Consider the following 26,457-nt stretch of genomic DNA (forward strand, 5'->3'; position numbering starts at 1 on the left):
CTCATCTTGTAAATAATTTTAGCAATTAGCTTTGTTTTTTGCTAACTTATGCTAAAATATTTTCTATGGAAACAAAAAAAGAAACTTCAGATTACACAAGATTAAAACCAAAACACGAACCAGTTTTAAGATCTACAGTTCAAGCTTACATTGAAACAGGGAACGCTGTAAGTAGCGCATATCTAGTTGAAAAATATAGTAAGGTACATCCTGAATTAGATTTTTCAAGTGCTAAAATGAGATACATTTTAGGTGAGCTTGAAGAGTTAGGTTACCTTATAAAAGAGTCAGGAACAAGTGGAAGAATTCCTACTTTATTAGGTCTTAATTATTATGCTAAATATCTTGCTAAACCGCATACATCTGAATTTGAAAACAAAATTGAAGCTATATTAGCAAACAAAAAAGTTGATATTGATAATACAGTTGAAAAAGCAGCTCAAATTATTGCTGATATGTCGGGTTATACAATGATTACAACTAATAATATCGATGATCAAACACTTCTTAAAAGTATTGATTTAGTTGTGTTGTCACCTACAAAAGCAACAATTGTATTAGTTACATCAAATGGTGATGTATTTTCAAGAATTTTAAATATTGAAAATAACGAATTTAAAATGACTGATGTTAAAACAGCAGTAAGAATTTTCAAAGAAAGATTAGTTGATAAACCACTTTGTGAAATTCCTGAAACTGTTGCAATTTTAGAACCTATTTTAAAAGAAGCAGTTCAAAAATATCAAGAGCTTATCAACTCATTTGTTAGAAATGTTTTTGGCAACTTCAAGACTAGAACAAGAAATAAAAATAATGTTTATGGAAAAAATAACATTATCTTGAGTCAAAATATTCAAAGAGAAGACCTTTCAAAAATGATTGAGTTGATTGAAAATCACTCAATTTGAGAAAGTATTGAATCTCAAATTGAAGACGAGGAAAACATAAGAATTCAAATTGATAATTCAGGAACATATATGTCCAAGAAAATTAGCAATCATAATCAAATCACTGAAATTGCTATAGTAGGTGCTACTACTTCAAAATATGATGATATGAAGATTGCGCTTGCAATGTTGGAAAGAATTTTAAGCAATAAGAAAAAATAATCTTGCTGTAAAAATTAGGAGCAAAAGAGGAGAAAAATGAATAATTATTTAACAAAAGGAAAGATTTTTGAGGGTAATAAAATTACTGCTGAATTTGAGCTTTTCTTAGATTCAAAAGAAATTATTGAATTTAAAGGTAAAAAAACAATCACAGTTGGTAAAAATGAATACTTACCTGATTTTGACAAATATTTAATTGGTCAAAAATTTAATAAAAAATTAACTATCAAATTAGTGTTTCCAAGTGATTACATTTTTAAAGACTTCCGTGGTAAAAAAGCTTATGTTAATTTAAAAGACATAAAACTTCAGATTTCACACATTAAAAAAGAAGAATCAAAAGCTAATGATAAAGAGAAAGAATTATTGGCTGCAGAAATTGAAAAACTTAATGCAGAAAAAATTCAATTATCTTCACAAGTTGATTCTTTAAATGCAAAAGTTAAAGAATTAGAAAACAAAATTCAATTAGATCAATATACATACAAATTAAAACTTCAAGAATTAGATGCAAACTTCAAGCAAAAATATGAAGAATTAGTTACAAAAACTAATGAAGCAAAAAAACAAGAAGTTTTAGAAAACAAAAAATATGCATTATCTAAGTTTTTAGAAGAATTTATGGAACCATATAACAATTATATGGGTGCTATGAATGCTGGTTTAAATTCAGATAATGAAGTTGTTAAAAACTACTGCTTTGGATTTTCAATTGTTGCAAAACAATTTGAAAATCTATTTAACGAAAATGGTGCTCAATTAATTGACCCAATTGTAGGTTCTGAATTTGATGCTCACACTCAAGAAGTTGTTCAAATCGAACACGATAATAATAAAGCTGACAATTCTATTATAAGAGTAGTTAGATATGGTTTAAAAATTGGTGATAGAGTAGTTAAAACTGCATCAGTTGTTATCTCAAAAATAAAATAAAAAAATTTAGCAAATAAATTATTGTTTTGCTAAATTTCTGTTATAATATATTCAATTAAAAAGAGGATGAAAAAACATTTTATTGCAAAAGGAGATTAAATATGGCTAAAGAAATAGTATTAGGAATTGACTTAGGTACAACAAACTCTGTTGTTACTGTTATTGAAAATAAACAACCTGTTGTTTTAGAAAACCCTAATGGGAAAAGAACAACTCCATCAGTAGTTGCATTTAAAGGAGATGAAATTATTGTTGGGGATGCTGCTAAAAGACAAGTTGAAACAAACCCAAACACAGTTGTTTCTATTAAAAGATTAATGGGAACAGATAAAACAGTTAAACTAAATGGAAAAGACTACAAACCTGAAGAAATTTCAGCAATGATCTTACAATATATGAAAGATTATGCAGAAGCTAAATTAGGTAAAAAAGTAACTAAAGCTGTTATTACAGTTCCAGCTTACTTTGACAATGCTCAACGTGAAGCTACAAAAATCGCAGGTAAAATTGCTGGATTAGATGTTCTTAGAATTATCAATGAACCTACTGCAGCTGCACTTGCATTCGGTTTAGAAAAAACTGATAAATCAATGAAAGTTCTTGTTTATGACTTAGGAGGAGGAACATTTGATGTTTCTGTTCTTGAATTAGAAAACGGAACATTTGAAGTTTTATCAACTTCAGGAGACAACCACTTAGGTGGAGATGACTGAGATCATGCTATTGTTGAATGAATGATTTCACAAATTAAATCAAAATACGATTTTGATGTAAGAAGCGACAAAATGGCTATGTCAAGATTAAAAGAAACAGCTGAAAAAGCAAAGATTGACTTATCAAACCAATCAACAGCTGCTATTAACTTGCCATTCTTAGCAATCACACCAAACGGACCATTAAACGTTGAATTAGAATTAAAACGTAGCGAATTCGAAGCTATGACAGCTAACTTATTAGATAGAACAAGAAAACCTATTGAAGATGCTTTAAAAGAAGCTGGAATTACAGCTAACGACTTACACGAAGTATTATTAGTTGGTGGATCAACAAGAATGCCAGCTGTTCAAGAAATGGTAAAAAGAACATTAGGTAAAGAACCTAACCGTTCAATCAACCCAGATGAAGTTGTTTCAATCGGTGCTGCTATTCAAGGTGCTGTTTTAGCAGGAGACATTGATGACATTTTATTACTTGATGTTACTCCATTAACATTAGGTATTGAAACACTTGGAGGTATTGCTACACCACTTATCCCAAGAAATACAACAATCCCAGTTACAAAATCTCAAATCTTCTCAACAGCTGCAGATAACCAAACAGAAGTTACGATTACAGTTGTTCAAGGTGAAAGAGAAATGGCTTCAGACAACAAATTATTAGGACAATTCAACCTTTCAGGTATTGAACCAGCTCCTAGAGGAATTCCTCAAATCGAAGTTAGCTTCTCAATTGACGTTAACGGTATTACAACAGTTAAAGCTAAAGATGTTAAAACAAATAAAGAACAATCAATCACAATTCAAAACTCTTCAAAATTATCAGAAGCAGAAATTGAAAGAATGATTAAAGAAGCTGAATTAAACAAAGAAGCTGACAAAAAACGTAAAGAAGAAGCTGAAACAATCGTTAGAGCTGAATCATTAATTGACCAAATTAAGAAAGCTAACGCAGAACAAGGTGACAAATTAGATGAAAAAGCTAAAGCAGAATCTGAAAAATTAATTAGTGAATTACAAGAATTAATTAACAAAAAAGACATTCCTGCTCTTAAAACAAAATTAGACCAAGTTGAAGAAGTTGTCAGAAACTTTGCTAATGCATCAGCTCAACAAAATGCTCAAAATACACAACAAGCATCACAAAATAACTCAGATGAAGATGTTGCTGAAGTAGTTGAAGAATAATTTATATAGATATAAGGACACTATAGTGCAAACTATGGTGTTTTTATTTGCTTTTGTAAGTAAAAAAACTTAATAAAGCCAATTTATTTCTATATTTATTCTTAAAAAATATATGTTTTTATCAGATTTATAAATAGTGCATTAAATTGTTTAAAAATTTAATAAAAAAATTTTCATAGTATAAAAAATATACTATAATAAGTTAGCACAAGGCACCATAGCCAAACGGCCAAGGCATGAGTCTGCAAAACTTTGATTACGGGTTCGAATCCCGTTGGTGCCTCCATAAATGCGCCCGTAGCTCAATTGGACAGAGCGTTAGGTTACGGCCCTAAAGGTTACGAGTTCGAGTCTTGTCGGGCGCGCCAGATGTTGCTTTGCTTTGTGCGAGAAAATAAAAAATTAAAAAATTTCGTTATAAAAAATTAATTGTGTGTTATAATATTTACACCAATAACGAATGCGAGTGTAGTTTAATGGTAGAACTTCAGCCTTCCAAGCTGACTGTGAGGGTTCGATTCCCTTCACTCGCTCCATATCAGCGAGAAATCGCTGACCTCATTTGTTTTTTTGTTATGAAAGACAGCTCCCTTTTGGGAGTTGTTTTTTTATCTTTTTTACTTACTAAAATTTGCTTATTACTTATAATATAAAAATACATGAAGACAAAAATACATGAAGGCAAAAATGCATGAAGACAAAAATACATGAAGACAAAAATACATGAAGACAAAGAACTATTAACCCAAAAATTTGTGAAAACATTGGAGTATAAAGGTAATCCTTGATATATCAATGATTTATTTATAAGTTTCCTAAATAAAAAGGTGATAATCAAATCAATTTCTCAAATAATAACTTTTTTAATAATTATTACATTTGTTGTTTTAGCAATTTGTGGAAAATCAAATGTAGTGGAGAATAATCAATGATATACATATCTAATTTTTGTTCCAATAATTTGAGTTATTTATTCTCTTAAATCACTCTACGATGCTAGTGAGATAGCTAAAAAAGTTAAAAATGGTTATTACACCCTTAACCCGAGAATGCATTTTGTATTAAGTAATAAAAAGCATCTTATTAATTTGCTTTATATAACAGCAGTAATACCACCTGTTGATGTTTTTTACAAAATTTTCTTTATAAACACCTTATACCTTTCAGATAAGGAAAGAAATTCGATTGAAAAAGTTGATGAATTAATTTATTTAATCAATTTAGAATCTGAAAACAAGTTTTCAAGATTCAAAAATGTTGAATTTAAATTCGATGTTTATGAAATGTCAATTGCCGGAATAACAATGGGACTATTTTTAATAGTTCAGACACTTGTTAAATTTACAGCACTTTCAAAAGTTGGATTAAATTTTGAATATGTGTTTTATATTATCTATGCAATCTTTTTCACAACTTATAAAGCAGCACTTTTAGGAGTTGCGTCAGACTTTTTTGCACTATTATTTAATGGTGGAATTTGATCTTGATACTGAATGTATGCAATAGTGCCGATTGCAGTTGTATTGATTACAAAACTATTCATTTTTATGTATAAAACAAAGTCAATAAAAGCAGTTATTGCAACTTTTGTAACGATACTTATTTCACTATTTTCTACCTTCCTCACAATTATTTTAGTATCGAATTCAGATAATCCAAAATTCTTTGTTAAAAATAAAAAAACTAACTTAATTGAGGGTCTTAAGATCAGTAAAATTTTTGGAGTTGGTGCTCTTACAGATGCTACTTTATACATAATAATTGCAATTTCATTTGTTCTAACTTTTGTTCTGTTGTTCATAATGCTTTATGTATACACAAAACAAGATCAAAATAAGAGAATTGCAAGTTATTTCATAAACTTATTTATGATTATCGGAATCGTTCTAATTGTTATGATTGTATGTAGATGAATTTATGGACCTTACGTCTTCATTAATTATGCAAACTTATTCTTAAAACGTAATTACACAGTTGGAAATAATTATCTAATAATTATGATACCAATCATATTCAGAACCTTAATTTCAATTCCGATTTATGTACTTATTTTATCTACTTTATTCTCACTTCTTGAATTAATCAAAAACAAGATTGAAGCAAGAAAAACTGTTAAATATATCTAACTAAAAGTTAGATATTTTTTAAACTTTCTATACCATAGAACTAAAAGCAAAATACACAAAAACATTTTTTTAATATAATTAAAAAAATATTTAAGGAGTGTTTTATGAGTAATAAAAAATCAAGAAGAGAAATCAGATTAAATGTTATTCAAGTTCTTTACAAATACGAACTTTTAAATGAAGCAATCGATGTTCCTGCTGCAGTTACTGAATTTGATTTTATTGATATTGAAGAAACAAAAAGATTAAGTTTAATTGCATCTAACTACAAGTTTTTAAGAAAGACTTTATCATCGCTTTTAAACAGTGACTGAAGTTGAGAAAGACTCTCTCCAGTTGTTAGAGCAATCATTTTAAACGGTGCTTTTGAGTTGTTTAATAATCAAGCTAAAATTGTTTTTAATGAGTCAGTTGAAATTACAAAAATGTTCTTCCCACCAGCATTAGATCAATCAAACGTGACACAAGAAGAAAGCTACTACAAGTTTGTTAATGGTATTTTAGAAAACTATTACAAATTAATTCAGTTAATGGATAAAGCAAAATAATGTCATCAATCAAAATTAACAATCTTAAATTTGTAATTGCATACAACTCACATCTAAAAAAGATTATCAAACAATTTTATTTTACAATTGAGCAGTTTGCTAACTACAAGTTAATCAAAAAGCAAGTAGATAATTCAGCTTACGATAAAAAAGAAATGAGTATTTCTTCAAATACACTTAATGAACTTATTGATAAGTTTTTAAGTCACATTGAATTTGAAGAAAATGCAACTGATGCTCAAAAGCAAATGATTAGCAACTTTTATCATTTTATGTTCTATCAACTGATTGCTAAATATTACAACATTGATAATTTGACTTTTGATATTGAGTACTTAGAAAATAACCAAATCAAATTAGTTAACAATAAGTCATTATCAAAAAAAGAAACTAAACACGAGTTTGATCTTTTAGTTAATAAAGTTAAAAGAACATACTATTATGACTTTTTAGATGAGTTTCAAAAATTGCCAAATTACAACACTGTTTTACGTTCTATTCTAAAGAAGGTGCTTTAATGAAAAATAAAGAAATTAGAGAACAATTTCCAATCTTAAAGTCTATTGTTTATTTTGATTCAGCCGCCTTAGTTTTGAAACCTCAAACTGCAGTCGATGCTTTAGTTGATTTTTATTCTAATAAATCAATTTCATCACGTACAGCAGATACACCAATCGGTAGTGAAGTTAATCAAACAATTTCAAGAGTTCGTTCAAAAGTCGCTGATTTAATCAATGCAAAAGAAACAGAAGTTATATTCACATCAGGAACAACTGAATCAATTAATATGTTTGCTCAAATGATGGGACAAATTCTAAAAGATGGTGATGAAATTTTATTAAGCTCATACAATCACTCTTCAAACATTATTCCTTGATTAGAAATTGCTAAAAAAACAAATTCAAAAGTTGTTGTGTCAAATGACATTTTAAGTGACATTAATGAGAAAACTAAACTCATTTCATTTTCTAATGAAACTAACAACTTTAATATTTCGTTAGATATTAATGCAATTTGCAAGATAGCAAAAGAAAAAAATATTGTAATTTTAGCTGATGCAGCACAAGCTATTAGTCATAAAAAAACTTCCTTAAATGATTTTGATGCAATAGCATTCAGTACAAATAAATTTTATGGACCAACAGGAATGGGTGTCTTAGCAATTAAAGATACATTACTTTCACAATTTAGACCAGTTAAATTTGGTGGTGGTTCAGTTGATGCGATCGGTAAAGATAATAATTGAACTATTAAAAAGACAATTTCAAGATTTGAACCAGGAACACCTGATTTAGGTGGTTTCTTTATGTTTGATAAATCACTTGATTTTTTCAACTCAATTGGATATGAAAAAACTCAAGAAATTCTTAAGGATTTATCAACTTACTTACACAATCAATTAGCTACATTAGACAATATTGAAGTTTTCTCAAAACCAGGTGACAACATTGCGCTTATTAATGTAAAGGGAATTAATCCTCAAGATGTTGCTACTTATTTAGGTTCAAAAGGAATTTACACAATAGCAGGAATTTTCTGCGCCCCTTATTTGAGAAACATTCAAGATAATTATTCATTTTTAAGAATTTCACTTGGAATTTACAATTCATATGAAGATATTGACAAACTTATTGAAGAGTTAAAAAATGGAGGTGACTTTTATGCGTTTTAATCAAAATGAAGCTCGTGAAATGATTATGGAGCATTACAAAAACCCAGTTAACAAAAAAGATTTAGATGATAAATTTCAAACCCATTACAGTAATACTTGTTCTGACAAAGTTCAATTAGACATTCAATGAGAAAATGACAAAATTAAAGAAGCAAACTTTAACGGAATTGGATGTGCAATTTTTGTTGCTTCAACTGATATGTTCTTAAGTTTAATTAAAAACAAAACTAAAGAAGAAATCTCAAATCTTATTTCGCTTTTTGAAAAGTTTGTTAATCAAGAACAATTAAGCGATGAACAAATTACAAAATTAGAAAACCTTTGAGTTTTCTATAATGTTAAATCACACTTAAATAGAGTTAATTGTGCTCTTTTAATCACAAAAGCTTACCAAGATGAGAACAACAACTAAAAAACCAATTATTTTCCATATTGACTTTGATAGTTACTTTGCATCAGTAGCAAGATTAAAATATCCACTACTCAAGGGAAAACCAATTGCAATATGCAAAAGTAAATCACATGCAATAGCTGTATCTATTAGTTACGAATTAAAAAATACAAAATTAGTTCGTGTTGGAATGAAAAAAGAAGAAATTAGAAAACTAGTTCCTGAAACAGTGTTCGTTGATGTTGATATGGATTTATGCATTAGTACATCTAACTCCATTTTTGGTTTTTTAGGTAGAAAATACACTGAAAATATTCATATATCCTCAATTGATGAATGTTTTTTAGATGTAACTAATTTAGTTTATAAAACAAAAGTTTCACCAAAGTTTTTAGCTAGACAAATCCAACAAGAAATCTTAAGAGTCTTTGATATTCCGATCACAATCGGTATATCTCACAACAAATTTTTAGCGAAGATGACTACTAACATTTCAAAACCATTTGGAATTGGATTTACTAATGAAGCTAATTTCAAAGATCAATTCTTTCACTTACCAATTGGTGAATTTCACGGAATTGGTTGAAGGTCTGCTCCAAAACTTGAATCAATGGGGCTAAAAACAATTGGTGACCTTTATAAAGTATCTACAAATATGTTGCTAATGCAAACATTATTTGGTAAGTATGCTGAAACAATAATTAAAAATTTACAACCTTATTATTATGAAAATATTCAACATCACGAAAAACAACTTCAAGGGTTAGGGAACGAAATTACTTTTGAAGATTACTATATGGATGAAGAAATTAAAATCAAATACTTTGATGATCTAATTAAAAAAGTTTCAGGAAGAGCTATTAAACACAATTTAGTTGGAAATGTAGTTTCTGTTTTAATCAGAACCAAAGAGAAAAAATGATTTACAAAGCAACATAAAATTTCCAAATATATCAACACATATGAAGATTTACATAGAGTTGCTTTTGATTTATTTGATAAACACTTCAGAGATAAAGAATACATTGGTATAGGTGTAAGAATATCAGGTCTTAGAGATGTTTTTGATATTTACATACCAGTTCCATTATTCCAGGAAGCGACTGAAATTAAAAAGTATGAAAACTTAAATATTAACTTTGCAAACATCGGTGTAACTAAAAATGTAAACAAAGAAAAAAGTAAATTCACCTTACAAGGTAGCTTATACAGAAAGTAGGTATTATGAAAATAGGGATTTTTGGTGGTTCATTTGATCCAGTTCATAAGGGTCATTTAGAAATTGCTAAATATGCAATTAATGAACTTAATTTAGATAAATTAATTTTTGTTCCTGCATATTCATCACCATTTAAGACAACTAAAAAAAATGCTTCAGGTAAACACAGGATTAAAATGATTCAATTAGCAACAGATGGAGAAGATAAAATCGAAGTATCTGATTTTGAAGTTAAACGTGGTGGAGTTAGTTATACAATTGACACACTTAAATACTTTAAAAACAAATACAAAAATGACCAATTATTCTTGCTCATTGGTTCAGACAACTTAATGTCACTTAATAAATGAAAAAATATTGATGAAATTTGTAAGCTTGCAAAAATTGTTGTTTTCAAAAGAAGTAACAATTTCAACAAAATTTATGCAAAAAAATATAATGTTTTAATTTTAAACAACCCAATTAGACCTGAATCATCTACTTTATATAAAAAAGGTGAATTAAACTTCGTTCCAGAAGTTGTTGCAGATTACATTGCAGAACACAGATTATATATAGAGCAAATTATTTTCAATACACTTACAGCACTTAGAGCAAAGCACTCTATGTCTTGTGCTGAATTTGCAGTTGCACTTGCAAAAGCACATGGGCTATCTGCTAGAGACGCTTATTTTGCAGGGTTAGTTCACGACATCGCAAAAGAAATTGATCCAGAAGTTTCAATTCAGATAATTAAAGAAAATGAACCTGAATTATTAGATAGTTTTGAAAACCATATGCTGCACCAATACACAGGTTATTTAATTCTTAAACACGCTTTGAGAATTAAAAATGAAGATATTTTAAATGCAGTTAAATATCACACATCTATGAGAGAAAATATGACGCCGCTTGATATTGTGGTTTATTTAGCTGACAAAATTTGTCAAGGAAGAAAGTATCCTGGTATCCAAAAAGTAAGAGCTCTAGCTTTAAAAGATTTAAAAGCAGGATTTTCACAAGCGGTTCAAGATGCTTATGATTACAACATTAACAAAGGAGTTGTCTTTTCAGATAAGCAACTTGCTTTATATAACAAATACAGAAGTGGTAAATCACCTTTAGATATAGATTTGAAAGAAGGTAACTAATGCAAATGCAAGAAAGATTACAAAAGATTCTCTCTAAAGCAGGAGTTGCTTCAAGAAGAGAAGCTGAACAAATGATTTTAGATGGAAGAATTTCTGTTAATGGTTATATAGCTAAATTAGGTGATAAAGCTTCATTTAATGATGAAATTTTAGTTGATGGATTACCAATTAATGGTGAAGAACAAAAAGTTTATTTTGTTCTAAATAAACCACCAAAAACTGTATGTACGCTTAAAGATAATTTCAATAGAGCAAAAGTTACTGATTTAATTGATACACCTTACAAAATTTTTCCTGTAGGTAGATTAGATTTTGATACAACCGGAGTTCTTATTCTTACAAATGATGGAGATTTAGCTAATAAATTAATGCACCCATCATATGAAGTTGTAAGAGTTTATAGAGCAAGATTAAATGAACCGCTTGATAAAAAAGAATTAGCTAAATTAAACAAACCTGTAATTATTAACAAAAAATTTTCCAACCAACAAGTTATTCACATTGAATCAAAAAGTTACTTTGTTGTTTTAACACAAGGGACTTACCATCACGTTAAGGAACTATTCAAATTAGTTGATAAAGAAGTTATCAATCTTAAAAGAGTTGAATATGGTGGAATTACAGTTGAAAACATTCCTGTAGGAAAATATAGACCACTTACAATCAAAGAAGTTAAAACTTTAAAAGCGTGATTAAACAAACCAAAGGCTAAAAAATAGTCTTTGTTTTTTTACTTTTAAAGCTTGCACACTATTGTAAAAGGTAAAAATAATGTATGTTATATAAATTTGTAAAAAATATATAATATATTTAAATTACATTTAAATATATCCTGTTAGGAGTTTGTATGATAGACAATAAAGACAAAGACAAGAAATTAATTGAAGAAATTGATGTTACATTAAAAGCTTCAGACGATACAGAATTTGAATATGAAGAAAATAACAAAATGATCTTCAAGAAAAAGCAACCAGTAGTTGAGCAAATTGAAGAAGAGGAAGAATTACCTCAAAACAATGATGAATATCAAGTTCAATCTCAAATCATTGAGTCACCAACAGAAGGATTAATTCCAATTGTTATTGATAACGAAATGAAGCAATCATTCCTTGAGTACTCTATGAGTGTTATTGTTTCACGTGCTCTTCCAGATGCACGTGATGGACTTAAACCAGTTCACCGTAGAATTCTTTACGATATGTCAGAATTAGGAATTACACCTGGTTCACAACATCGTAAATCAGCTCGTATTGTAGGGGATGTTTTAGGGAAATATCACCCACATGGTGATTTATCAGTTTATGAAGCTATGGTTCGTATGGCTCAAGATTTCTCAATGCGTTATCCACTTGTAGATGGACATGGTAACTTCGGATCAATCGATGGTGACTCTGCTGCTGCTATGCGTTATACAGAAGCAAGAATGTCTAAAATTGCTTCTGAAATGTTAGAAGGAATTAAAAAAGATACAGTTGATTTTGTAGATAACTATGATGGAAGTGAAAAGGAACCTACAGTATTACCTTCAAGATTTCCTAACTTACTTGTTTCAGGTTCATCAGGGATTGCTGTTGGTATGGCAACTGAAATTCCACCACACAACTTAGGTGAATCAATTGATGCAGCTATTGCTCTTGCTAAAAATCCTGAAATTACAGTTAGAGAATTAATGCAACGCATTAAAGGTCCTGACTTCCCAACTGGTGCAATTATCCTTGGAACAAAAGGAATTTTAGAAGCATATGAAACTGGAAGAGGAAGTATTCCTGTTCGTTCAAAATGTGAAGTTATTGAGCAGCCTAATGGAAAATCAAAAATTATTATTAGAGAAATTCCTTATGCAATTAAAAAAACTACAATCATTGAAAAGATTGCTGAATTACACAAAGCAAAAGTTGTTGAAGGAATTACAGACTTAAGAGATGAATCAAACAGAGAAGGTATTCGTTTAGTTATCGATGTTAAAAAAGGTGTAAATCCACACATTCTTTTAAACAAGTTATTCCAAAAATCAAATATCCAAACATCATTCAACTTTAACTTAGTTGCTATTGTTAATGGAGAACCTAAAACATTAAACTTAAAACAAGCTCTTGAAGTGTTTATCGAACACCAAAAAGATGTTGTTTCAAGAAGACTTAAATTTGATTTAAATAAAGCAGAAGAACGTGCTCATATTTTAGCTGGATTAAAAATTGCTGTATCAAACATTGATGAAGTAGTTAAAATAATTAAACAATCTAAAACAGATGCTGAAGCTCAAGAAAAATTATCAAGCAGATTTGATTTAACTGAAAGACAAACAAAAGCTATCCTTGAAATGCGTTTAAGCAGATTAACAGGATTAAACATTGAAAAAATGGATCTTGAAATTAGTGAATTAAATGTTGAAATCGCTCATTACAAAGACATTTTATCTTCAGAAGAAAAATTAATTAACCAAATTGTTTTAGAACTTGAAGAAATCAAAGAAAAATTCAATGACAAACGTAGAACTGTTATTGATGAATCAGCCGTCGGTGTTATTTCAGATGAAGATTTAATCCATGAAAGAGAAATTGTTATTACATCAAGTTCAAAAGGTTACGTAAAGAGAATTGACTTAGATGAATACAACACACAACGTAGAGGTGGAGTCGGTTCAGTAAGTATGAAAACTTACGAAGATGATGATATTGCTATGATTATTCACGCATCAACGCATACAAACTTATTATTATTCTCAAACATTGGTAAAGTTTATGCATTAAGAGGACACCAAATTCCAGAAGGTTCAAAACAATCAAAAGGAGTTCCTTTTGTAAACATCCTTTCAGGACTAGATGTCGAAAATGGAGAAAAAATTATCTCAATTCTTAATGTTGATAAATTCTCAGATGATCAATATTTAGTAACTGTAACTAAACAAGGTATGTTTAAAAAATCTGACCTTAAATTATTTGCAAACATTAGAAAAAATGGACTTATTGCATTTAAATTAAAAGAAGGTGACCAATTAGTTAGAGCATTTGTGATCGGAAATGAAGAAGTTGTATTAATAGCAAACAACTACAGAAATGTATGTATGTTCAAATCTGATGACATTAGACCGCTTTCAAGAAATTCATTAGGAGTTAAGGGAATTAAACTTGATGATAATCAAGAAGTTGTATCAGCTTCATCAGATAGCGAAGGTTCATTAATCCTTACACTTGGTGAAAAAGGATTTGGAAAACTTACAGACAAAGAACAATTTAGATTAACAAGAAGAGGTTCTAAAGGAGTTGCTGGTATTGATAGTAACAAAGCTGGAAACTTAGTATTTGCTAGATTTGTTAATACAAAAGATGAGCTTTTAGTAATTACATCATCAGGTTCAACAATAAGAACTCAAATTAACCAAATTTCTGAAACAGGAAGAAATGCTAAAGGTGTAAAAATTATTAACTTAAAAGACAACGATTCAATCGTTGCTGTTGAAGTTATTTCACAAGATAATTAAAAAGTACAATAATGCTAAAGTAAATTAGCATTATTTTTTTATTGCTTGCATTAAGTTAAAAAAGGGTATAATAGCGTCGTTAATTTATTAAAATACAAAACGACAAAAATATATAAAAAACTTAATTTGGAAAGGAATTGAAATGTCTAAAAAACCTTCAATTTTCAAAAAATCATTAGTTGACGCTAAAAACAATTTAAAACGTGGAAACATTTTATTATTAGCCATTGCTTTCATTTTAGGAGCAGTATTCAGTGCTTTAGTCGCTTCATTAGCAAACGATATTATTATGAACCCAATTTCTAAAGTATTAGGATTTGACGAATTAGCAAAAATGGAATCAAATGGTGTTCTTTACGGAAAATTCTTAGCTGCATTATTAACATTTATTATTGTTTCATTTGTTGTATTTGCAATTTTATTAGGATACTTCTTAATTGCTAACGCTATTGCAGCTCACAAAGATGCTAAAAAACCGGCAGTTGTTGAAGCTCCAGCTAAACCTACAACAGAAGAATTAATCTTAAAAGAATTAGTTAAACTTAATGACAAAATGGATAAAAAATAATTTATGCAAAATGAAAAGCTACCTTCTAATTAACAAGGTAGTTTTTTTGTGACTTTTTCAAATGAAGTTCAAATTGAAAAATAAATAATGGTCAATAGATATTTTCGATATTGAAAATTAGAGTTTATATCATTCATGTTTTTTATTATTTTTAATACTTTTAAACCTATGACAGTGACGAATAGTTGTTTAAACCTATGCGACGTGGGGGTAAGAAATAAATCTTCGCAATAACCAACGGTCTATAATTAAATTGAGGATGAATTTAATAAGAAAATTGAAGATTTAAGAATTAATAAATGTAATTATTTATGTTCTGCATTTAAAGGTGTTTCCAAGACTGGTCATTTTAAAAAAACGTTTAGATTTTGAGACTGTAAGGAAAACAATCAATTCAATATAAATCCATGGATTTAAATTTCTTTATTTTTATTAATCTATTAAGTTTTTAGAATAAATTAATTAATTAGGTAAAAATATAATAAATGTTATATCATTTAATTATATAAAGAGTAAGTAAAGTAATTATTTGTTTTTACTTACAGATGGAGACTTATGAAAAAATCAAGTTTATTTAAATTATTATTTTTAGCACCTGCAACAAGTTTGTTGATTTCAGCAATTTCTTGTGGTAATAAAAATACTGAAGAGCCGACGCCTGCTGAGTCAGAAAAACCTACGCCAATACAACCAAAACCTGTAAATCCTGCTCCTGCACTAGATCCAGAACCAAATCCAGTAACACCAGAACCGGATGCTCCAGAAAAATTAAATAGTGTTGAATCATATAAATCACAAATTGAGCAAACAAGAGTTGATTTTAACAATTACTTGAACAATTATGCAAATGTTTATAAAGGACGTGCTGAATCATTTGTATTTCATATGGCTAGACCTGAAGGAACTGATGAGCAATATGGATCTTACAAAAATTTTGCCGATGTGATTTTTAGCAAAATTAATACAGTAATTGATGGGTGAGATACTGTGGTAGGAAATAATGTAGAGTCTGCTAAAGAAGAATATGCAAAAATTAACAAAATGTTTTCAACATTTGTTAAAGGTTTTAATAAGCAATTAGCTGCGATAAATCCTCCTACTTATTCTTTAAAATCTGAAATGACAATTGATGAAGTTAGAGAACATTTCAAAGAAATCGTTCAAAGAGTTGTTTCAGATAAAAATGAAGATCATTCAAATGAAGAAAACTACAAACCATTAAATGGAAGAATCAATTATGATAAAAATGGATATTTAATTCCTGCCGATACATATTATGAAGTTGTTAAAGATTTCTTAAAATCAGGTTTTAGAAATTTCAAACAAATTTCATTAGTTTCAACATCATCAATTTCATTTGAAGTTACACCACAGAATAAAGTTTATGGAATTTTAATAAATGCAAATGACTTTAGAAGAAATGATATGAATCAAGTTGTTGATAAATACATTGAAAATGCACTTAGTTTAGTCGATAACTCAATGAATACTTATGAAAAAGTATATGTTCTAGGTAAATACGTTTTAGAAAACTTAATTTATAAAACTGAATCAGGTACAGAAACAATGAATTCACTTGACTTTGCCTACATTGAACATAAAGGTGTATGTAGACATTATGTTGATCAAATGGCGCTACTTTTATCGAACTTAAATATTTCATACAAAGTGATACAAGGTGACTACCATACTTGATTAAATATCCAAAATGAAGATGGTAAATGATTCTCAACTGATCCAACACATGCAGATACAGGTAAAGCTGAAAAATACTTCCCTCTAGGAAAATCAGGTGAAATTGATTTAGATTTTGAAATGAAAAACTTTTTCAATCATCAAAATGCAGTCACAACAGATTTCACATTATTTGATTTAGGCCCAAATGACGGTTCAAATGAAGCGATTAACTTTATTTCTCAAGAAATGCATAATTCATTATTTAATAAATGAGCTTACAAACTTAAAGATAAGTATTCAGATGGAGAAAAAATTTCATCGTTAAACTATAATGATCATAAGTTATATTTTGTTTCAACAAAAGATAATCAACCTAAATTGCAATATGTAGAAACAAACAAAACAATTCCAAATGAAAATATTGAAAACTCAATTCACACAGTTGATGGATTTAGTTCATTAGTCAACAGATTAAGTTTAAAAGTTTTACCAAAGGCTGCTATGCACGGGGATAAAATGTTCTTTATGGCTAAAGATGATAATGCTAACTACATTTATTCATACAACATTAAGACAGCAGAACTTAAAAAAGAATTTGTATATAGTGGAGATTACAAAAACTTCTTTATCTTCCTAAATCAAAATAAAAACAAACTTGAATTTTCATTTGGAGATCAAAATTCAGAAAGCAAATTAGTTAAGTTATTTGACTTAAACTTACAATAACAACAGAAATTGAAGCAGACTAAAATGTTTGCTTTTTTGATTAAAAAAACATCTCAAGTTATAGAGATGCAAAAATTCTATTTTTTAGTATTTTTGTGTTCTGTAACAATTTCATTAAGTTTTCTAAATCAGTGATTTATTCCACTTTTTGAAACATACATATTATGTTCAGCGTTAAGTAAATTTGACAATTCAGGAAGCGACAATCATTTATTTTCAACTTTTAATCTAAATAAAACAAGTTGATTGTCTGTGAAATAAATATCTAATCCATTTTCAAACATGTAGTTAATGTTTTCAATATGTTTAATTGTACTCTTTGCAATCTTATTAATATTACTCATATCAATATTATTAATACGGTTAACAACATTTTCAAAGTCACGAGCAATAATTATGTTTTGAAGCTTATACCAAGACTTTTTAGCATCAATAGCTGCTAGAAAGTCAATAACTTTTTCCTTATTTTTAAGGTAAATTATGTATTTATTATTTCTATTCAAGAAGTTGAAATTAAAGTCATATTGATTTAGTTTTTCTTGAATTTTTACTAAGTGTCCAGGATTATGTGAAGAAATTTCTAAGTGGTATGAAGTTGATGATTTTCCTGAGATGCTACCACTCCCAAAGAATACACCAGCAAAAAAACTTGTGAGTGAATCTTTAAAATCAATTTCCTCAATCATTTCAAGGTCAGGAATCTTAATTAAGATTTTAGTTTTTCATTTTAGATTAATGATTGGTTTAATATTAATTTTTTCAAGTTTTCTAAGTAATTTTGAATAAAGATATTCATTTTTAATTTTGAGAACATAAAAATCTTTTTCAACTTCTGCAGCACAAAAAAGTAAACCACTTAAAAACCTCTTAATTTCGTGTGGTTTAGATAAGTTGTTTATGACTTCTTTTTTTAGCTCCCAACTAAATGATGTTTTATGTTCTTTATTCATAGTTTAATTATAAAAAATATAACATTTTATGTAAGTTATTTTTTAACAAATAAGCAATATTTTTAGTTCATAAAAATGCATATAAAAGTTGGATTTAGACAGTCAAATAAAATAAATTTATTTGTAATTACTTGAATAAATGAAATTTCTAAAACTTTTTTACCTTAAACATAGGTATATTAGTTAAAAACTAACATATAACATAGTTATATGTAAGGTTAATCAAAAAATATTTTTTTGATAAAATTAAAAAGCAATATAAAAGTTTAAATTGCAGAAAAGTAGAAGACACTTCTCACCTGATGACCATAGTCTTGGGTTTAGCTACAATTAAACGTATCAAAAATTCTGATACCTTTTTTAGTAGAACAAGGAAGTGGGTAACCACTTTTTTACTTAACATTTATTTAAGGAGTATATTATTCAAGCAAAAGGAAAGAAAACACCTTCAGAACATTACGTAAATTCTGATATTCCATTCAAACAAGTCTTTGTAATTGGAGCAGATCAAGAAAAAATAGGTGTAATGTACACATCTGAAGCAATTGAATTGGCAAAAAGCCAGAGAATGGACTTAGTTTTAATAAGCGTTGAACCTAAACCAATCTGTCGTATTCTTGATTACGGTAAATTTAAATATGACCGTAAAAAGAAAAATAAAGAACTAAAAGAAAAACAAACAATTATCCAAAATCGTGAAGTTAGATTAACTGCAATGATTGGAGAAAATGATTTACTTACAAAAAGTAGAAAAGCTAGAGAATTTCTTTTAAAAGGTGACCGTATCAAAGTTTCATTAAAATTAAGAGGACGTGAATTATTGATGAAAGATTTAGGAATCAAGACTTTAGAAAAATTCTTCGCTACATTAGAAGATATTGCTGAAATCACATCAGAACCTAAATTAATCAATAATCGTTTCCTTGACATGAATCTCCAACCAAATAAACAAAAAGTACTTAGATACCAAAAAGAAAAGAATCTTGAATCAAAAGATCAAGATGCTAAAGAAGGAGAATAAAATGCCAAAAATGAAAACTAAAAGTGCGTTAAAAAAACGTATTAAAGTTACAGGAACAGGTAAAATCTTAAGAGAACAAGCTTACCGTTCACACTTAGCACAAAACAAAACTACAAAACAAAAACGTCACTCACGTAAAGCTGCTCTTATGTCTAAATCAGACCTTAAAAGATTTAAAGCTTTAATCTAATCTTGTTAAGTTAATTCATAAACAAGATAATAATTAACATTATTTAAGAAAGGAATTAAATTATGGCAAGAGTTAAAGGTGGAACAGTTACAAGAGCAAGACGTAAAAAATGAATAAAATTAGCTAAGGGATATTTTGGACACAAATCAATCGGTTACAAAGTTGCTAAACAAGCAGTTGTAAAATCTTGAACATACGCTTTCAGAGACCGTAAACAAGTTAAAAGAAACTTCCGTAAATTATGAATCGCTCGTATCAACGCTGCAGTTAGAGCAGAAGGAATGAGCTACTCAAGATTTATTAACGGTTTAAAAAGAGCAGGTGTTACAATTAACCGTAAAATGCTTTCAGAATTAGCTATCAACGAACCAAAAACATTTGCAGTTTTAGTTGATATTGCAAAACAAGCTTAATTTTAAATTGCTATTCACACATCCAAATGGATGTGTTTTATTTTGCTTTTTGATATCTTAAAATTGCAAAATAAAATCTCAGAATAAACTTCCGAGATAGTATATAAGCTATATAAATTAATTTTGAGGTTTGTCAACAAAGTTTCTAATGATACTTTTAGCTGTAACGTCAACATTAGCAAAGATTGGTTTTCATTCTCAATCTATTAATGTATTTTGAGGAACAATATGATCAAAACTAATGTTTACTAATTTATCAAAACTTGTTTCAGTTGAGTTGTCATCAACACCTTTAACAAATTTTTCAGGGTCAAAGTATTTTTCAATTCTGATTGAAACAATTTTAACTTCATCATCAGGTGAAACCATTTCTCTAACTGAATTAATGTTTCCTTTGAAGTATTCTAACTCATTAGGGAAACGTAAGTCGTCAATGATGAATAAACTGCTTTTACCTGCTTTAGAAGATTCGTTAGCAATTGATTTAATTTTTTCAAAAACTCTTGAACATCAAATGTTTGTATCGATGTTTCTTCCAACTTCACCCATAGCGATTCAAAGTGGTCTAACAATTTCTTTGTCTTGACCATTTCAATTAATTTCATCTAAGATTGGCTGAGTAATTTGTTTAATTGGTTGTGCAAAAGATAAAATGTGTGTGTTATCTTCAAATTGAGGTTTTAATTGTTTTGAAAGTTCATTGCTTAATAAACCTTTTCCACTACGTCTTTTTCCATTGATTAAAATAATAACGTGTTTATTTTTGCTCATATTGTCTCCTTGTGAATCTATATAAATTTATTGTTAATAGTGCATTAAATTATGCGTTTTATCAATCTAAATTTGAAATAAAAACAACGATAGAAATTGATTAATTTCCGATTGCTGTAAATGAATTATAAAGACAAAATTTAAAAACAAAAAGAAATAGCTGAAATTTTCACAAAATATGAAAAATAGGAAAATTACAATTTTTTTGATTAGCAAAATTTACTAATAACATTAGAAAATTAAAAATTTAATTTTATTTCATAAAACTACTTTTATTACTATGCTATAGGTATAAAAGTATCAAAAGTATTATTCTAATTTTTAAGTTATGCTATATAATATAAACGCAATACATATAGACAGTAACTGTATAAATGCTTATACTTAATTTGTTACCGAGTGTATCTCATTCCTGTTCAAATTGTATTGCGTAATAGATTTTGAAGGGAGGCACAAGTATGTCAGAATCAAAATTAAAAGCAGCTAAAAAAGAAGTTGTTTTAGAAATTGTTGATAAAATTCAAAACTCTAAAGCTGTTGCTTTTGCTGAATACCGTGGTTTAACAGTTTCTGAATTAGAAGAGTTCAGAAAAGAAGCTAAAAAACTTGGTGTTGACATCAAAGTTTACAAAAACCGTTTATTCAACTTAGCAGCACAACAAACAGGATTTGCTGACTTAGCAGAATACTTAGTTGGTCCAAACATTTTCGCATTCTCAAACAATGACGATATGTCAGCAGCTAAATTACTTACAAAATATGCTAAAACTCACAAATTATTAGTTGTAAAAGCTGGAACATTTGAAGGTAAAGTTATCAACGCTGCAGGTGTTAAAGAAGTTGCTACTCTTCCAACATACGAAGAAGCACTTGGAATTCTTGCACGTTCAATGATGGCACCATTACAACAAATTTCATTATCACTTAAATTAGTAAGTGAAGGTAAAACAGAATAATAAAAATATTTAGTTTGAAAGGAAACATATTATGGCTAAATTAACAAAAGAAACATTCATCGAATCATTAAAAGAAATGTCAATTAAAGAAGTTATGGAACTTGTAGACGCTATGAAAGAAGAATTCGGAATCGACCCTACAGCTGCTGTTGCTGTTGCTGCAGCTCCTGCTGAAGGTGGTTCAGAAGAAAAAACAAGCGTTAAAGTTGTTTTAAAAGCTGACAACGGTAAAAAAGTTGCAATCATTAAAGTTGTTAAAGACTTATTAGGTGTTGCTTTAATGGATGCTAAGAAAATCGTTGACACATTACCAGCTGTTGTTAAAGAAAACATTAAACCAGAAGAAGCTGAACAAATTAGAGCAGCTTTAGTTGAAGCTGGTGCAGATGTTTCAGTTGAATAATATAACTTCAATTAATTCAAATTTATAATTAAAAAACCTTACAAAATCTGTAAGGTTTTTCTTTTTTATCTCATTAACTATAAAAAAAGTGAGAGCTCATGGCTGTACGTGAGACTCTCTTTAAAAATATCTAAACAAAACCACCAGACACAGCACTTCCTCATGTGGCTGCTACATTTCTGTCCTGACCAGGTTAGTGGGTTACTGTTCTGATGGCTTAAATATTATAACACCATTTTTTAATATTCTCTATTTTTTAATTTTAAAATTTCATCCTCAGTTAAATATCTAAACTGACCTTCTTGTAGTGTTTCGTTTTTAATATCTAAGAAAGCAAATGAAATTCTTTGTAATTTAGTCACTGTTAAATCAAAATGTTTAAACATTCTTTTAACTTGATGGTACTTACCTTCATTTATTGTAAGATTTGCAGAATTATTTGAAAGAATTTGAAGTTTTGAAGGTAAGACAATTTCATTATCTCCTATATCAAAACCTTTTTCAAATTCAGTTATTAAGTTTTGGTCAATTTTGTTATCAACTTCAACATAGTAAGTTTTCTCAACATGCTTTTTAGGTGAAAGTAAATCGTGAGTTAATTGTCCATCATTTGTTATTAATATTAGCCCTGTAGTGTCTTTGTCCAATCTGCCCACTGTGTGAATATCTTTATATGAGTTAATGCTTTCATCTAATAATTCAAAAACAGTTTTATTTAAGTTATCGTAATTTGCACAAACATAGTGGCCAGGTTTATTTAGTAAAACATAAATAAATTCTTGTTTAGGACCGATTAATTTATCATCTAAACAAACGTCTTCATTGATTATATTAATAATTGATTTAACCACTTTGTTATCAACTTTAATTCTTTTAGAGGAAATTAACTTTTTAGCATCAGTTCTACTGATGTTTAAGTTAAATGAAAGTCATTTATCTAATCTGGTCATATTATTTTAGTAAAGCATTATAAATGTTGTGTTTATAAACTTCTACTCCTGGTTGAGATAATGGGTCAACTCCAAATAACAATGAAGATAAGATTGCAACAAATTGGAAGAAAGCAAATAAATGAGCCAAATTATTGATTGAAATTTCATCAAATTCAATAATTAAATCATTATTATCAAATGCATTATTTTTGATATTAAAATTAGGTTGATTTTCGCCTTTTGTACCTAGGAGACCTAGCTGGTCGAATTTTTTATTGTCTTGATTTAAGTTGTATTTTTTATTGTTAAATACAATGTTTGTTGTGATTGAAAAATCACTATCCAAACTATTTGTATTATTAACAGAGTCCTTAATTGTTAAATAACCTTTTTTCTCTTTATTTTCACTTGAGTTATATAATGAACAAACGTATTCAACAAAGGAATCTAATATAAAATCATTATCATTAATAACTTCAACAGTCTTGTTATTGTATCTTGCAAAAATGTATCTAAAAATAGCTGTAAGGAACACAATATTTTCTTTTATTGGTGTGTTCAACGTCTTTTCAATAATTGAGACAAATGTCTCGATTAATTCTCTTGAATTAAAATTCAAGAATTCAAGTACAAATAATGATGATGGATCAAATATTGAAACATATCTTTCAGGTATGTTTGTAGGTAATTTCAAGAATAAATAATTATGAATTTTAGCCATCTTATTAAGTATATTATCTGCTTCAGTGCTTGCGACTGTAATAAGTGCATTTAGCATTTCAATACTATCGCTTTTTTTCAAGTTAGCTTCAAGCAGTTTCCTATATTCTCTAAATGAAACAGAGCTTTCGATAGAAATCGCACTCTTTGAAATGTAATAGATAGCAAATTTTTGCCCTATTAATGAAGAAAGTTGATTTGTTAAAACTTCAGGAGAAATGTTGTTTTGTGTAAAGATAATATTAAAATCAGGTTTATTATTTAAATAATTATTAAAAATAAAATCATAAATCGCTTTAGTAGTTAAGTATGATTCTCCATCAGCAATTACAACTAATGTATCTATTTTGGTAGATTTTAAAAATTCAACTTTAGCTTTAATTAACTCTAAGTTAAATTCAAGATTATCATCAATATACTTAAGCACATTAGTTTCTTCATCGTCAGTGTTTTGAAAATTTAAAACTAAGTTGTTGTGAATGCTATTAACTTTTTTAATAATTTCATTAATTTTGCTGTGTTTTAATATTGAATTCACATGCTTAAGTTGGATATTTAGGTTACCGAATTTATACATTTTTCTCCTTATTAATAGTGTTAATTAAATTTTATATTTATTTTTAGAGTTTGCTATCTTAAAACACTTATTTTTATAATAAAATTCGATATTGTCATGATATAAACTAATAATAGTTTATAATATAGAAACCAAATACATATTTATATGTATTTAACATTATTTTATTTAAATAATTTGATTAAAAATTACATTATTTGTTCATATTTTGGAGGTAATATGAGAGAGAAACAGCCGACTTACATATTTGGTTTAGGTGGTGTTGAAGAAATCGGTAAATCCACATTAGTTGTAGAGCATATGAACCGTATTTTCTTAATTGACTCAGGGATTAAATTTGCAGACACTTACAACACTGGTGTTAAAGGTATTATTCCTGACTATTCATACTTAAATCAACCTGGAAAAATAATTGAAGGTTTATTCATTACACACGGTCACGAAGATCACATTGGTGGTGTTGTTTATTTAGTTAAACAAACAAAAATCAAAAAGATTTTTGCTCCAAGAATTGCAATTCAATATTTAAAACTTAAATTTGAAGAGCACAAAATTACAAGAAAAATTGATTTTATTGAAATCAATAAATCAGACATTTATAAGTTCGCAAATGGATGTAGAGCTGACTTTTGAACCGCTCAACACTCAATTCCAGATGCATTCGGTGTTAGATTAACTACCCCAAATGGTTCGCTTATGTGTACAGGAGACTTTAGATTTGACTATACACCAATCGGAAACTATACAGACTTTGCAAGATTAGATGAAATTGGTAAAGAGGGACTTACAGTTCTTTTATCAGATTCAACTAATGCCATGAGACCTGAGCATTCACCTAGTGAATCAGATATCTTAACTGACTTGGAACGTCATATGCGTGCTGCAAAAAGAAAAATTATTATTACTTCATTTGCTTCTAACTTAACAAGAGTTAAGGTTATTATTGAGCTTGCTGCTAAATTAGGTAAAAAAGTTATTCCATTCGGTCGTTCAATGATCCAAGGAATTAAAATTGGTAGAAAATTAGGTTACATCAATGTTCCGAATGGTGTGATTGTTGATAAAAAAGACTTGCCTAACATTAAAGATTCAGACCTTGTTGTTTTAACAACAGGTTCTCAAGGTGAAGAACTTGCTGCATTATCTAGAATGAGTTATGGTAAGCATGCAACAATTAAAATAGTAAAAGGTGATATGGTTATTTTCTCATCAAGTCCAATCCCTGGAAACAGAATGGTCGTTGAATTACTTACAAATAGACTTTACAAATTAGGTGCAATTATTAAAGAAAATGGTGTTGATGGCTACTTACATACATCAGGTCACGCTTATGAGTGAGAGCATGATAAAATCTTTAAATTAACCAGACCTAAATATTTCCTTCCATACCACGGTGACTACAGAATGTGTTTAGTTCACGGACAAACAGCTATTAAAAATGGGGTTAATCCTAAAAATGTTTTAATACCTAAAAAAGGCCAAGTCTTTGAAATGTACAATAACGTTATTAAGCCAACTAATAAAACAATTAACTTTGGCCCTATTTACATCGATGGAAACACAGTTTTAAACATTTCAGAAAAAATGCTTCAAGAAAGAGCAAAACTTAAAGATAGTGGATTTGTTAATATTGTTTTCTTAATTGATAGAAACAAAAATGCAATCGTTAATAGACCTCAAATTGTAACAAGAGGAAGCTTCTTTGTGAAAACTTCTAAACAATTAATTGAAGAAACAAGGAGAGTTGCTCACGGTGCAGTTCTATACTACATTAAAAATAATCCAGAATGATCTGTTAAAGATTTGGAAAAATTAATTCAAGATAGATTAAGCACATTATTCTACAAAGAAAAACGTAGAAATCCTATTATCATTCCTACAATTATGTTCCTTGACGAACCAACTGATGAAAAATTAGCTAAAGTTAAACTTAACTTCGGTAAACAGTTAGATATTGATGAACAATTAAATGATCCTACAACAAAGAATTTAAGCAAATCACAGAAGAAACAATTACTTAAGGTTAAAGAATCAATTTTT

At 28.4% G+C, this 26,457-nt stretch carries 24 protein-coding genes, 3 tRNA genes and 1 other RNA gene; 23 read left to right on the forward strand and 5 right to left on the reverse strand.

Going from position 1 to position 26,457, the window contains the following annotated elements:
* Positions 1-65: 65 nt before the first annotated feature.
* From VBM91_RS01490 to VBM91_RS01570, 17 genes are all read left to right on the forward strand, one after another.
* Positions 66-1,109: a heat-inducible transcriptional repressor HrcA gene (locus VBM91_RS01490; protein WP_323189059.1), complete on the forward strand. Its 1,044-nt coding sequence runs from the start codon at positions 66-68 to the stop codon at positions 1,107-1,109.
* A 36-nt stretch (positions 1,110-1,145) separates the two neighbouring features.
* Complete coding sequence (gene grpE, locus VBM91_RS01495) at positions 1,146-2,042, forward strand: nucleotide exchange factor GrpE (RefSeq protein ID WP_323189060.1); 897 nt, start codon at positions 1,146-1,148, stop codon at positions 2,040-2,042.
* A 101-nt stretch (positions 2,043-2,143) separates the two neighbouring features.
* Positions 2,144-3,946 (forward strand): molecular chaperone DnaK, encoded by a 1,803-nt coding sequence (gene dnaK, locus VBM91_RS01500; RefSeq protein ID WP_323189061.1) that lies wholly within the window; start codon positions 2,144-2,146, stop codon positions 3,944-3,946.
* A gap of 211 nt (positions 3,947-4,157) precedes the next feature.
* A tRNA-Cys gene (locus VBM91_RS01505) sits at positions 4,158-4,232 on the forward strand.
* Between the two features lie 5 nt (positions 4,233-4,237).
* A tRNA-Arg gene (locus tag VBM91_RS01510) sits at positions 4,238-4,314 on the forward strand.
* Positions 4,315-4,408: 94 nt separating this feature from the next.
* Positions 4,409-4,482: transfer RNA gene (locus VBM91_RS01515), tRNA-Gly, on the forward strand.
* Between the two features lie 171 nt (positions 4,483-4,653).
* Positions 4,654-6,072 (forward strand): hypothetical protein, encoded by a 1,419-nt coding sequence (locus VBM91_RS01520; protein ID WP_323189062.1) that lies wholly within the window; start codon positions 4,654-4,656, stop codon positions 6,070-6,072.
* Positions 6,073-6,176: 104 nt separating this feature from the next.
* The gene (locus VBM91_RS01525) at positions 6,177-6,620 is read left to right on the forward strand and encodes a transcription antitermination protein NusB (RefSeq protein WP_323189063.1); all 444 of its coding nucleotides are present in this window, start codon (positions 6,177-6,179) and stop codon (positions 6,618-6,620) included.
* A complete protein-coding gene (locus VBM91_RS01530) occupies positions 6,620-7,138 on the forward strand; it encodes a hypothetical protein (RefSeq protein WP_323189064.1) in 519 nt (172 codons plus the stop codon). Before VBM91_RS01525 ends, VBM91_RS01530 begins: the two co-directional genes overlap by 1 nt.
* Positions 7,138-8,292 (forward strand): aminotransferase class V-fold PLP-dependent enzyme, encoded by a 1,155-nt coding sequence (locus VBM91_RS01535; protein ID WP_323189065.1) that lies wholly within the window; start codon positions 7,138-7,140, stop codon positions 8,290-8,292. The genes VBM91_RS01530 and VBM91_RS01535 overlap by 1 nt, the downstream gene beginning before the upstream one ends.
* Complete coding sequence (sufU, locus tag VBM91_RS01540; RefSeq protein ID WP_323189066.1) at positions 8,282-8,704, forward strand: Fe-S cluster assembly sulfur transfer protein SufU; 423 nt, start codon at positions 8,282-8,284, stop codon at positions 8,702-8,704. The genes VBM91_RS01535 and sufU overlap by 11 nt, the downstream gene beginning before the upstream one ends.
* Positions 8,688-9,902, forward strand: coding sequence for a Y-family DNA polymerase (locus VBM91_RS01545; protein ID WP_257088805.1), 1,215 nt, complete (start codon positions 8,688-8,690; stop codon positions 9,900-9,902). The genes sufU and VBM91_RS01545 overlap by 17 nt, the downstream gene beginning before the upstream one ends.
* Positions 9,903-9,907: 5 nt before the next feature.
* Entirely contained in the window at positions 9,908-11,032 is a 1,125-nt protein-coding gene (locus VBM91_RS01550) for a nicotinate-nucleotide adenylyltransferase (protein ID WP_323189067.1), read from the forward strand.
* On the forward strand, positions 11,032-11,751 hold the full coding sequence (locus VBM91_RS01555) for a pseudouridine synthase (RefSeq protein ID WP_323188425.1): 720 nt from the start codon (positions 11,032-11,034) through the stop codon (positions 11,749-11,751). The genes VBM91_RS01550 and VBM91_RS01555 overlap by 1 nt, the downstream gene beginning before the upstream one ends.
* A 374-nt stretch (positions 11,752-12,125) precedes the next feature.
* Positions 12,126-14,513, forward strand: coding sequence for a DNA gyrase subunit A (gyrA, locus tag VBM91_RS01560; RefSeq protein ID WP_416234919.1), 2,388 nt, complete (start codon positions 12,126-12,128; stop codon positions 14,511-14,513).
* 142 nt (positions 14,514-14,655) lie between these two features.
* Positions 14,656-15,081, forward strand: coding sequence for an MscL family protein (locus VBM91_RS01565; protein WP_323189068.1), 426 nt, complete (start codon positions 14,656-14,658; stop codon positions 15,079-15,081).
* A 555-nt stretch (positions 15,082-15,636) separates the two neighbouring features.
* A complete protein-coding gene (locus VBM91_RS01570; RefSeq protein ID WP_323189069.1) occupies positions 15,637-17,484 on the forward strand; it encodes a transglutaminase domain-containing protein in 1,848 nt (615 codons plus the stop codon).
* 77 nt (positions 17,485-17,561) lie between these two features.
* On the opposite strand, the gene whiA is transcribed toward VBM91_RS01570, so the two are convergent.
* Positions 17,562-18,434: a DNA-binding protein WhiA gene (whiA, locus tag VBM91_RS01575; RefSeq protein ID WP_323189070.1), complete on the reverse strand. Its 873-nt coding sequence runs from the start codon at positions 18,432-18,434 to the stop codon at positions 17,562-17,564.
* 472 nt (positions 18,435-18,906) lie between these two features.
* Here whiA and infC point away from each other — a divergent pair, with 472 nt between their 5' ends.
* From infC to rplT, 3 genes are all read left to right on the forward strand, one after another.
* Positions 18,907-19,455 (forward strand): translation initiation factor IF-3, encoded by a 549-nt coding sequence (infC, locus tag VBM91_RS01580; protein WP_416234920.1) that lies wholly within the window; start codon positions 18,907-18,909, stop codon positions 19,453-19,455.
* A gap of 1 nt (position 19,456) precedes the next feature.
* Complete coding sequence (rpmI, locus tag VBM91_RS01585) at positions 19,457-19,645, forward strand: 50S ribosomal protein L35 (protein WP_257088789.1); 189 nt, start codon at positions 19,457-19,459, stop codon at positions 19,643-19,645.
* A 62-nt stretch (positions 19,646-19,707) separates the two neighbouring features.
* Positions 19,708-20,058: a 50S ribosomal protein L20 gene (rplT, locus tag VBM91_RS01590; protein WP_257088787.1), complete on the forward strand. Its 351-nt coding sequence runs from the start codon at positions 19,708-19,710 to the stop codon at positions 20,056-20,058.
* Between the two features lie 117 nt (positions 20,059-20,175).
* On the opposite strand, the gene VBM91_RS01595 is transcribed toward rplT, so the two are convergent.
* Positions 20,176-20,829 (reverse strand): hypothetical protein, encoded by a 654-nt coding sequence (locus VBM91_RS01595; protein ID WP_323188430.1) that lies wholly within the window; start codon positions 20,827-20,829, stop codon positions 20,176-20,178.
* A 458-nt stretch (positions 20,830-21,287) separates the two neighbouring features.
* On the opposite strand from VBM91_RS01595, the gene rplJ reads away from it, so the two are divergent.
* Positions 21,288-21,785, forward strand: a complete 498-nt coding sequence (gene rplJ / locus VBM91_RS01600) for a 50S ribosomal protein L10 (protein ID WP_323177393.1) — start codon at positions 21,288-21,290, stop codon at positions 21,783-21,785.
* 31 nt (positions 21,786-21,816) lie between these two features.
* Positions 21,817-22,188 carry a 50S ribosomal protein L7/L12 gene (rplL, locus tag VBM91_RS01605; RefSeq protein ID WP_257088781.1) on the forward strand — a complete coding sequence of 124 codons (372 nt, stop codon included), beginning with the start codon at positions 21,817-21,819 and terminating at the stop codon, positions 22,186-22,188.
* Positions 22,189-22,317: 129 nt separating this feature from the next.
* Here rplL and ffs read toward each other — a convergent pair.
* The 3 genes from ffs to VBM91_RS01620 all read right to left on the reverse strand — a co-directional run bounded on the left by ffs (position 22,318) and on the right by VBM91_RS01620 (position 24,417).
* An RNA gene (gene ffs / locus VBM91_RS01610) (signal recognition particle sRNA small type) lies at positions 22,318-22,412 on the reverse strand.
* A gap of 15 nt (positions 22,413-22,427) precedes the next feature.
* The gene (locus VBM91_RS01615; RefSeq protein ID WP_323188431.1) at positions 22,428-23,138 is read right to left on the reverse strand and encodes a pseudouridine synthase; all 711 of its coding nucleotides are present in this window, start codon (positions 23,136-23,138) and stop codon (positions 22,428-22,430) included.
* Position 23,139: 1 nt separating this feature from the next.
* On the reverse strand, positions 23,140-24,417 hold the full coding sequence (locus VBM91_RS01620) for a hypothetical protein (protein WP_323189071.1): 1,278 nt from the start codon (positions 24,415-24,417) through the stop codon (positions 23,140-23,142).
* Between the two features lie 219 nt (positions 24,418-24,636).
* Here VBM91_RS01620 and VBM91_RS01625 point away from each other — a divergent pair.
* Positions 24,637-26,457: ribonuclease J (locus tag VBM91_RS01625; protein ID WP_323189072.1), on the forward strand; the 1,821-nt coding region annotated here is incomplete at its 3' end.

It is taken from the genome of Mycoplasma sp. 2248, assembly GCF_034863245.1.
Classification (GTDB): Bacteria; Bacillota_I; Bacilli_A; order Mycoplasmatales; family Metamycoplasmataceae; genus Mycoplasmopsis.